This window comes from Rugamonas sp. (genome assembly GCF_025354735.1).
Lineage (GTDB): Bacteria > Pseudomonadota > Gammaproteobacteria > Burkholderiales > Burkholderiaceae_D > Rugamonas.
Genome location: NZ_JANXMI010000063.1, coordinates 1 through 9,558, shown reverse-complemented (window position 1 = coordinate 9,558; position 9,558 = coordinate 1). Strand labels below are relative to the sequence as shown.

Annotated in this window: 8 protein-coding genes and 1 pseudogene; 7 read left to right on the top strand and 2 right to left on the bottom strand. The window is 64.8% G+C overall.

Going from position 1 to position 9,558, the window contains the following annotated elements; genetic code table 11:
* The 5 genes and pseudogenes from Q0S71_RS06505 to Q0S71_RS06485 form a co-directional block, all read left to right on the top strand.
* Window positions 1-207: pseudogene (locus Q0S71_RS06505) on the top strand (hypothetical protein); the annotation flags it as partial.
* Between the two features lies 1 nt (window position 208).
* Window positions 209-763 carry a hypothetical protein gene (locus tag Q0S71_RS06500; RefSeq protein WP_295993084.1) on the top strand — a complete coding sequence of 185 codons (555 nt, stop codon included), beginning with the start codon at window positions 209-211 and terminating at the stop codon, window positions 761-763.
* The gene (locus Q0S71_RS06495) at window positions 760-1,140 is read left to right on the top strand and encodes a hypothetical protein (protein ID WP_295993081.1); all 381 of its coding nucleotides are present in this window, start codon (window positions 760-762) and stop codon (window positions 1,138-1,140) included. The genes Q0S71_RS06500 and Q0S71_RS06495 overlap by 4 nt, the downstream gene beginning before the upstream one ends.
* Window positions 1,141-1,351: 211 nt before the next feature.
* A complete protein-coding gene (gene dapA / locus Q0S71_RS06490; RefSeq protein WP_295993079.1) occupies window positions 1,352-2,323 on the top strand; it encodes a 4-hydroxy-tetrahydrodipicolinate synthase in 972 nt (323 codons plus the stop codon).
* Window positions 2,320-2,883: a hypothetical protein gene (locus Q0S71_RS06485; RefSeq protein ID WP_295993077.1), complete on the top strand. Its 564-nt coding sequence runs from the start codon at window positions 2,320-2,322 to the stop codon at window positions 2,881-2,883. The genes dapA and Q0S71_RS06485 overlap by 4 nt, the downstream gene beginning before the upstream one ends.
* A 134-nt stretch (window positions 2,884-3,017) precedes the next feature.
* Here the strand turns inward: Q0S71_RS06485 and Q0S71_RS06480 are convergent, their stop codons facing one another.
* The gene (locus Q0S71_RS06480) at window positions 3,018-4,016 is read right to left on the bottom strand and encodes a hypothetical protein (RefSeq protein ID WP_295993076.1); all 999 of its coding nucleotides are present in this window, start codon (window positions 4,014-4,016) and stop codon (window positions 3,018-3,020) included.
* 120 nt (window positions 4,017-4,136) lie between these two features.
* Complete coding sequence (locus tag Q0S71_RS06475; RefSeq protein WP_295993073.1) at window positions 4,137-4,997, bottom strand: response regulator; 861 nt, start codon at window positions 4,995-4,997, stop codon at window positions 4,137-4,139.
* Between the two features lie 163 nt (window positions 4,998-5,160).
* Between Q0S71_RS06475 and Q0S71_RS06470 the strand changes: the two genes are divergently transcribed.
* Window positions 5,161-7,158, top strand: a complete 1,998-nt coding sequence (locus Q0S71_RS06470; protein ID WP_295993072.1) for a DNA topoisomerase IV subunit B — start codon at window positions 5,161-5,163, stop codon at window positions 7,156-7,158.
* Between the two features lie 24 nt (window positions 7,159-7,182).
* Window positions 7,183-9,519, top strand: coding sequence for a DNA topoisomerase IV subunit A (gene parC / locus Q0S71_RS06465; protein WP_295993069.1), 2,337 nt, complete (start codon window positions 7,183-7,185; stop codon window positions 9,517-9,519).
* Window positions 9,520-9,558: the final 39 nt, after the last annotated feature.

The window sequence follows — 9,558 nt, the reverse complement described above, 5'->3', positions numbered from 1 at the left end:
GCGGCGCTCAACTTGAAGCCAGCCGAGAAGGGAGGAAACGTTACCCTCATCGAACGGTCCGGCGCCAGCATGCTATTTACGAATCTGCACGGTTCGTCAGGCGTACGGATCGCCAACACATTCATACTCTGCCTAGACCTTCAAGACGGAAAAGGAAGAAATAAAGAATTGTCCCTTGAGCTTCGTCACAATCACCTGAAAGTATAGGATGGCGACTGCAGAAAAACCGAGAACGGCGGCCGGCTACGTGAGCGCGCAAACGGTGGCATGCGAGCGCGTGCTGGTGGCCCTGCTCAGTGCGTTCGGCACGCTGAAGGATAGCCTTCGCCTGGTCGGCGGCCTGGTGCCACGCTACCTGACGCCGGAAACGCCGCCCGACGTTCCTGCGCATGCGGGGACCACTGACGTCGACATCGTCTTCAACCTACAGGTTATCGCCGAGGGCAAGGGCTACGATTCGCTGGCCAAGCAATTGAAGGCACGTGGATTCAAGCGCTACCGCAAGGACGATGGGCGCGCATCGAGTTGGCAGTGGGAGCGCAAGATCACCGAGCGCGAAAGGGTGCTGGTTGAATTTCTCCATGACGCCACCGATCCCGCGCTGATCGGAAAACCGATACCGATTGAGGGTGAGAAGGTCTCGGCGCTGGGCATCAGATATATGCCGCTGTGGTGCATGATTGGTTTGCCGAGACCGAGGTCACTGCCGAACTATTCGACGGTGGCGGCTATTCAACGGAAACGGTCCGGTATGCCGACATGACTTCCTTCGTCATCTTGAAAGCGATCGCGTTCGACCAACGCGCAGAAAACAAGGATGCCGGTGACCTGATCCACGTGTTGCGGTATGCTGGAACGCCGGAGCAGGTCGCCGGTCAAATGGTTCAACGCTATCGATCCGGCCAGCATGGGCCCGCGATCCTGGCAGCGCTGAAGGCACTGGAAGTCCGGTTTTGCGATGGCCATGGCGTCGAGGGCTATCAGCGGAACGGTTCGGTGGCCGCAGCCAGATTTCAGCTAGGCATGGATCCCGACGATGGAGAGGAGCGAATACTCGAACAGCGCAACGTGGCAGGATTGGTTAGCGAAATTGTCCAGACCATCCGTACAGCCATCGCGGAAGATCCTTTGGGAACTTGACCAGGATAAGAGGCGGGGGTCGGAGCCGCTTGAGTTCAACATCCGTAGTCGGCAGCGCCACGGCGGGTCTGACTTCGGCACCGCTGGCGGCGGCGCGGCTAAACCGCGACCTCGATGTTTACGCTGTTTTTACGCTTACACAGCGACTATTTAGACCATTTTTACGAGCGGAGGAATAAGCTTTTTTACCTTGCCACCTCCCGAGTACATCATGTCGAATTCCTTGTTTCCGGTACACCGAACAGCGCTGCACGGCATCTGGGTGCCGCTGGTCACGCCCTTCCGCGATGGCGAAATCGACCTGCCCCGGCTTCAAATCCTGGCCGATGGCTTGATCGCGCAGGGCGTGCATGGCCTGGTCGTCTGCGGCACCACCGGCGAAGCGTCGCAGCTCGACAGCGATGAACAAGGCGCGGTGCTGGCGGCCGTGCTGGAGACGGCGCGGCAGCGCTGCCCGGTCCTGATGGGCATCGGCGGCAGCGACACCTACGCCGCCGCCGCCCGCGTGATGCGCTTCGACGATATGGAGCTGGCGGGCTATCTGGTGTCGGCGCCGTCGTATGTGCGGCCGTCGCAGGACGGCCTGCTGCGCCACTTCGAGGTGATCGCCGACGCCACGTCGCGGCCCATCGTGTTGTACAACGTCCCGGCGCGCACCGGCGTCAATCTGGAACTGGCGACCGTGCAGCGGCTGGCGCAGCGGCCGCAGTTCGGCGCCATCAAGGAGGCCGGCGGCAGCCTGGCGCAGATGACGGACCTGATCCAGCAAACGCCGTTGGCCATGCTGTGCGGCGACGATGCGCTGCTGTTCGCGGCCTTGTGCGGCGGCGGCCACGGCGCCATTTCGGCGGCGGCCCATGTGCGCGCCGACCTGTATGTGCAGCTCTACGACTTGATCCGCGCCCAGTGCCTCGACCAGGCGCGCCAGCTGTTCCAACATCTGCTGCCGATGATACGGCTGCTGTTCTCGGAGCCCAATCCGGCGCCGCTGAAGGCGGTGCTGGCGATGCGCGGACAGCTGCGCGAAGAACTGCGGCTGCCGATGGCGCCCGTCGGCGCGGCCTGTCGCGCCAAGCTGGCCGCCGCGCTGGAGCAGCTGATGCTGGTGCCGGCCTATGCGCCGGCGTCCCGCCAGGCGCCGCAGCGGCAGTTGCAGCAGGCGCCGACGGCGGTGCAATCGTGATCGTCGCGCTGACCGGCATGGACGATGAAGCCGCGTCCGACCTGGCGCAGGAACTGGCGCTGTTGCGCGCCTCGGCCGGCGGCAAGGTGCTGCTGGTGTCGCCGGCGCAGACGGCGCAGGCTTGCGGGCTGCTCGGTCCGCGCAGCTTCTATGACGATGTGGTGATCGGCGCCGGCAGCGGCACCAGCGCGCTGACGCTGGCGGCGGCCGGCGTGATCGTGGTGCTGATACGACCGGCGGAACTGGAGGCGCATGGGCATGACGCGCTGCTGGAGCGGATACATCACGCCCGCGCCGTCAATCCGCATATGCAGGTGCTGGTGTCGGTGGCCCAGGCGAAGCAGGCTTTGTCGCCGCGCGAAGTGGGCTGCGTGCTGGTGTTCGTGGCGCAGATTTCGGCGGCGCGGCTGGCCGATACGCTGGTGCTCGACGACAGCGGCGCTTATCACACCCGGCACAGCGAACTGGAATTGGATGCCTACAAAACCGGCGACTGCCTGTGCGCGCCGGAAGTGCGCCATCTGTACCGCCAGGTGTTCCAGGCCGCGACGCCGTTCTGAGGAATGCAGCCGCAAAGCTGAATCCCGGTCACGTAAAACGGTCAGACCACCGTTTCGAATGAATCTCTCGACACTGTGGTCTGACCCCGATGGCGCCGCCGGGTGCTGCGCTGCCGCCCGTCGCTTCCACCTGTTTATTTACTGACGAAGACTTCGCGATACAGTTCGCGCATCTCGGCGGCGGCGCGCGGATCGCCGCTGGCCGTGTCGCCGATGCCGCCGCCAGCGAGCTGCCGCTGCGCGCCCCGGACGTGGATGATGGTGCTGGCCAGCGTGGCCGACATCACATGCGCGACGTAGGCGCGCACGGCGGCCAGTTCGGCGTCGCTAGGATCGGCCGGCGCGCCGACGATCACGAACAATACGCGCAGGCCGGGGTTGAACATGCGCGCCGAATTGAGGCGCGCGATCAGCTGGTAGTGGCCGGCCAGATCGGCCTGCCCCACCGTCACCGGCACCACCACCAGCCGCGCGGCGATCAGCGCGCAGCGGCTGGCCGGCGTGTCGCCGCTTTCGGTGTCGATCAGGATATCGTTATAGCGCAGGCCCAGCGTCTCGATCTGCTGCGGCAGGTCGCGGCCGGCGACGGCGCGCGCGGCCACCGGCGGTTTCAGGCCGGCGGCGTTGCGCTCGCTGCTCCAGTCGCTGCACGCCTGGCGCGGATCGGCGTCGACCAGCATCACCTTGCGGCCGGCGCGGGCGCGCAGCAGCGCCAGATTGCTGGCGACGATGCTCTTGCCGCCGTCGCCAGCAATCTGATTGGCGATGGCGATAATCACAGCGCCCCGCCGCGGCGCGCGCTGCGAAAAGCGTCCGAATTCGGCGTCCGGCAGGTTGCGCATGACGGCGTCCATCACCTGCGCCACCAGCGCGTCGCTGATGCAGAGCCAGACCTTGATGCGCGTGCCGTGGTCGCAGGCTTCGATGCGCATGAATTCCATGGCCTCGCCGCAGATGCGCATGACCATCTGGCGCAGCACGGTGATGGTGCCGGCGTCCACCGTCATCTGCATCAGGCAGGCCTGGGCCGGCATCGGCGCCGTCGCGGGAACGGGCGGCGCGGCTGGCGCAACGGCCCGGCGCACCCAAAACGAGCGGCGCTCGGCCGCCGGGGTGGTGAAAAATGCGTGCATCTTCTGCCTCCGTCTCGATCGTTACGATACAAAACAGCTTATCGATTCCGATGTAAAAACGGTCTAAAAAGTGGGCAGTGAAATGTAAACGCGGCGTATAAATGCGCCGCGCGAAAACCGTCAGACGATGTTCATCAATTTTTTCAGCACGGCGCTAAGGTGCTGGTCGGCCACCGGCTTGTCGAGCAGGCCTTCGATGCCGACCGCCTGGCCCTGGTCGGCGTCGTAAACAAAAGGCGGGGCGACCAGCAGCACCACGGCCGGCACCAGCAGGCCGCCGCAGTTTTTCAGCGCGGCGCACAGCCGGTAGGGATCGATGCCGCCGACGGCGGTATTGACCAGCACCACGGATACGGCCTGTTTTTCGCAGAAGCCGACGGCGCTCGGTTCATCGTCGGTCCATTCCAGCGCGATGCGGTATGGCGACAGCAAGCGCGCCAGGTTGGCGCTGAAGGCGGGACTGTCGTCGAGCACCAGCACCGCGCCGCGCGCGGTGGCGCGGCGCTGGCTGACGTATTCGGCCGGGTCGGTCAAATCGAAATCGAGCCGTTCGCGCAGGCGCCGTTCCGGCGGCGGCGTGGTGCCGCCGGCCGTCAGATAGGCCAGCGCGTCGGCCCGGCGCGCCACCAGCAGCGCCAGTTCGGCGTGGACGCCGTCCCACGCGAGCGGCCGCGCCAGCGAGGGATAGGGCAAGGTCAGCGCCGGCGTACCGACGATCAGCGCGGGCCGCAAATCGCCGGAGCTGAGCGCGGCCAGCGCGGCCAACGCCTTGATCTCGTCGCCATTGGCGATAAACAGGTCGGGCTCTTGCAAACTGTGCGCGGACAGACAAAAATACGCCGGCCCCGGCTCGGGTGCGCGCAGCAGGCCGGCGGCCAGACTGTTGGCTTCCTCCGGCGTGAAGCCCAGCAGCCGCACCGCAAAGGGGAACTTCCCGGCCGGCGTTTCTGTTCTGGTATCTGTTTGGGTGTCTGTTTGCATATGCGGCCACGCGGTCTTTATCAGGGAAGTCCTGTCATTTTATTATTTAACCACAGATTTCGTCGGCTTCGGCCTATAGCTTTAGCGTCGTTGCCGGTCGTTGAGGATAGAATGCGCAGGCGTCCGCATAAACCAACCGCATTTATACTCAGCTTGATCACGTATGGCCACTAAAAAACCCGCATCCGACTACAGCGAATCATCCATCCGCGTACTGAAAGGCCTGGAGCCTGTCAAGCAGCGCCCCGGCATGTACACCCGCACTGAAAATCCGCTGCACATCATCCAGGAAGTGATCGACAACGCCTCCGACGAAGCGCTCGGCGGCCATTGCAAGAACATCGTCGTGACCCAGAACGCCGACGGCAGCATCACCGTCGAAGACGACGGCCGCGGCATCCCGGTCGGCATCCACCCCGAAGAAGGCGTGCCGACGGTGGAAATCGTCTTCACCCGCCTGCACGCCGGCGGCAAGTTCGACAAGGGCTCCGGCGGCGCCTACGCCTTCTCCGGCGGCTTGCATGGCGTTGGCGTGTCCGTCACCAACGCGCTGTCGACCCGTTTGGAAATCACGGTGTGGCGCAAGGAGCAGGACGGCAACGGCCTGCACAAGCTGGTGTTCGCGAACGGCGACGTGATCGAGCCGCTGACGTCCATGCCGGCGCCGCGCGACGGCAAGAAGTCCGGCACCCGCGTCACCGCCTGGCCGGACCCCAAATATTTCGACTCGCCCGTGATCTCTCAGGTCGAGCTGCAACGGCTGCTGCGCTCCAAGGCCGTGCTGCTGCCCGGCGTGACCGTCACGCTGGCCAACGCCAAGACCGGCGACAGCCAGACCTGGAAATACGAAGAAGGCCTGCGCGGCTACCTGACCGAGGCGCTGGCGCAAAGCTCCAGCGGCGAAACGCTGATCCCGCTGTTCGAGGGCGCGCAGTATGCGACGCCGGAGACCGAAGGCTACGCCGAGGGCGAAGGCGCGGCGTGGGTGGTGGCGTGGACCGAGGACGGCGGCGTGGTGCGCGAGTCCTACGTCAACCTGATCCCCACTTCCAACGGCGGCACCCACGAATCGGGCCTGCGCGAAGGCTTGTTCGGCGCCGTGAAAAGCTTCGTCGAGATGCACTCGCTGCTGCCGAAAGGCGTCAAGCTGCTGCCGGAGGACGTGTTCGCGCGGGTTTCCTTCGTGTTGTCGGCCAAGGTGCTCGACCCGCAGTTCCAGGGCCAGATCAAGGAGCGCTTGAATTCGCGCGACGCCGTGCGCCTGGTGGCCAGCTTCACCAAGCCGCCGCTGGAGCTGTGGCTGAACCAGCACGTCGAATACGGCAAGAAACTGGCGGAGCTGGTCATCAAGCAGGCGCAATCGCGTCTGCGCTCGCTGCAAAAAGTCGAGAAGAAAAAATCGTCGGGCGTCGCCGTTTTGCCGGGCAAGCTGACCGACTGCGAATCGTCGGACATCCAGCGCAACGAGATTTTCCTGGTCGAGGGCGACTCCGCCGGCGGCTCGGCCAAGATGGGCCGCGACAAGGAATACCAGGCCATCCTGCCGTTGCGCGGCAAGGTACTCAACTCGTGGGAGACCGACCGCGATCGCCTGTTCGCCAATAACGAGATCCACGATATCGCCGTCGCCATCGGCGTCGATCCGCACCACGTCGGCGACTCGCCCGACTTGTCGGGTCTGCGCTACGGCAAAATCTGCATCCTGTCCGATGCGGACGTCGACGGCTCGCACATCCAGGTGCTGCTGCTCACGCTATTCTTCAAACACTTCCCGGCGCTGATCGCCAAGGGCCACATCTGCATCGCGCGGCCGCCGCTGTACCGCGTCGACGCGCCGGCGCGCGGCAAGAAGCCGATCCAGAAGCTGTACGCGCTCGACGACGGCGAGCTGGCGGCCATTGAGGACAAGCTGCGCAAGGACGGCGTCAAGGACGGCGCCTGGGCCATTTCGCGCTTCAAGGGACTGGGCGAGATGAACGCGGAACAGCTGTGGGAAACCACGATGAACCCGGACACGCGCCGTTTGCTGCCGGTGTCGCTGGGCGAGTTCGCCCACAACGACGCCGCCGCGCGCTTCAATATGCTGATGGGGAAAGGCGAAGCCGCCGCCCGCCGCGCATGGATAGAAGAACACGGCAACGAGGCCGAAGCCGACATTTAATCAGAATCCGAACACCGAATACACATGACACAAGCAAACCTCTTTGACGAACAGCCGCCGCCTCCGGGTGAACCGGGCGGCCCGACCGATGGCGGCGAAGTGCTGACGCTGTCCACCTTCGCCGAACGCGCCTACCTCGATTACGCCATCTCGGTGGTCAAGGGCCGCGCCCTGCCCGACGTCTGCGACGGCCAGAAGCCGGTGCAGCGCCGCATCCTGTACGCGATGAATGAACTGGGCCTGAGTTCGACGGCCAAGCCGCGCAAGTCGGCGGCGGTGGTCGGCGACGTGCTCGGTAAATTGCACCCGCACGGCGACCAGTCGGTGTACGACGCGCTGGTGCGCATGGCGCAGGACTTTTCGCTGCGCTACCCGCTGATCGACGGCCAGGGCAATTTCGGCTCGCGCGACGGCGACGGCGCGGCGGCGATGCGCTACACGGAAGCGCGTTTGACGCCGATCGCGAAGATTTTGATGGACGAGATCAATCTCGGCACCGTCGACTTCCAGGCCAACTACGACGGCTCGACCGAGGAACCGCGCCTGCTGCCGGCGCGGCTGCCGATGGTGCTGCTGAACGGCGCGTCGGGCATCGCGGTGGGCCTGGCGACGGAAATCCCGTCGCACAATCTGACCGAGGTGGCGCAGGCCGCCGTGGCGCTGATCCGCAATCCGAAGATGACGCACGGCGAGTTGATGGCGATGATACCCGGCCCGGACTTCCCGGGCGGCGGCCAGATCATCACGCCGCCGGCGCAGATCATGGAGATGTACGCGACGGGACGCGGCAGCATGAAGGTGCGGGCGCGCTGGAAGATCGAAGAGCTGGCGCGCGGCCAGTGGCAGGCGGTGGTCACCGAACTGCCGCCGGGGACGTCGTCGCAGAAGGTGCTCGAAGAAATCGAAGAACTGACCAACCCGAAGATCAAGCTCGGGAAAAAGGCGCTGTCGCCGGAGCAGGTCGCGCTGAAATCCTTGATCCTCAATTCGCTCGACACGATACGCGACGAATCGGGCCGCGCCGCGCCGGTGCGGCTGGTGTTCGAGCCGAAGTCGAAGAACCAGGACCAGACCGAATTCATGCTGATGCTGCTGGCGCATACGTCGCTGGAATCGTCGGCCTCGATCAACCTGGTGATGATAGGCGGCGACGGCCGTCCGCGCCAAAAGGGCCTGGGCGAGATTTTGCAGGAGTGGATCGATTTCCGCTTCATCACCGTCACGCGGCGCACGCAGTTCAAGCTGTCCAAGGTCGATGCGCGCATCCATATCCTGGAAGGCCGCGAGACCATCCTGCTCAATATCGATGAAGTCATCCACGTCATCCGCACCGCCGACGAGCCGAAGGCCGCGCTGATCGCGCGCTTCCGCCTGTCCGATATCCAGGCCGAGGATATTCTGGAAATCCGCCTGCGCCAACTGGCGCGGCTGGAAGCGATCAAGATCCAGCAAGAGCTGGCGGAGCTGCGCAAGGAACGCGGTTCGCTGCAAGACCTGCTGGACAATCCGGCGTCGATGAAGCGCGCCATCATCAAGGAAATCGAAACCGACACCAAGCAGTTCGGCGACGCCCGCCGCACGCTGATCGAGGAAGCGCAACGGGCCGTGGCCGAGCAGAAGGTGGTCGACGAAGCGGTCACCGTCATCATTTCGGAAAAAGGCTGGATACGCGCGCGCACCGGCATCGGCCACGACCCGGCGCAGTTCGCGTTCAAGGCGGGCGATACGCTGTATGGCGCCTTTGAATGCCGCACCGTCGATACGCTGCTCGGCTTCGGCAACAACGGCAAGGTGTATTCGGTGCCCGTGGCCGCGCTGCCGAACGCGCGCGGCGACGGCGTGCCGATTACCACGCTGGTCGACTTGTCGGGCGGGGCGCGGATACTGCACTACTTCGCCGGCTCGGGCGACAAGCAGCTGATGCTGGCGACCAGCGCCGGTTACGGCTTCATCGCCAAGGCCGGCGACATGGTCAGCCGGCTCAAAGGCGGCAAGGCCTTCATCACGCTGGACGAAGGCGATTTGCCGCTGCCGCCGAGCGTGATCGACGACAAGGCCAGCGCGGTGGCGGTGGTGTCGGCGAACGCGCGGGTGCTGGTGTTCGGTCTCGATGAAATGAAGACCCTGACCAACGGCGGCCGCGGCGCGATCCTGATAGAGCTCGACGACAAGGAAGTGCTGGTCGCGGCGCGCGCCATCAGCCAGAAGGGCGTGATCGTGTCCGGCATCGGTCGTGGCGCCAAGCCGCAGGACGTGCGCCTGGTGGCGACCGGACTGACGGCCCATATCGGCAAGCGCGCGCGCAAGGGCAAGGCGCTGGAAACGAAGATCAAGCCGCTGACGTTGACGCCTATCGTTTAAATACGACGACAGCGGTAAACGAAAAAAGCCAGTTCAAAG

Bases quoted from the DNA above. Each gene is read 5' to 3' on its own strand.
- Q0S71_RS06470 (WP_295993072.1), top strand. From the start codon at position 5,161: ATGGCCACTAAAAAACCCGCATCCGACTACAGCGAATCATCCATCCGC.
- Q0S71_RS06500 (WP_295993084.1), top strand. From the start codon at position 209: ATGGCGACTGCAGAAAAACCGAGAACGGCGGCCGGCTACGTGAGCGCG.
- Q0S71_RS06475 (WP_295993073.1), bottom strand. From the start codon at position 4,997: ATGCAAACAGACACCCAAACAGATACCAGAACAGAAACGCCGGCCGGG.
- parC (WP_295993069.1), top strand. From the start codon at position 7,183: ATGACACAAGCAAACCTCTTTGACGAACAGCCGCCGCCTCCGGGTGAA.
- dapA (WP_295993079.1), top strand. From the start codon at position 1,352: ATGTCGAATTCCTTGTTTCCGGTACACCGAACAGCGCTGCACGGCATC.
- Q0S71_RS06495 (WP_295993081.1), top strand. From the start codon at position 760: ATGACTTCCTTCGTCATCTTGAAAGCGATCGCGTTCGACCAACGCGCA.
- Q0S71_RS06480 (WP_295993076.1), bottom strand. From the start codon at position 4,016: ATGCACGCATTTTTCACCACCCCGGCGGCCGAGCGCCGCTCGTTTTGG.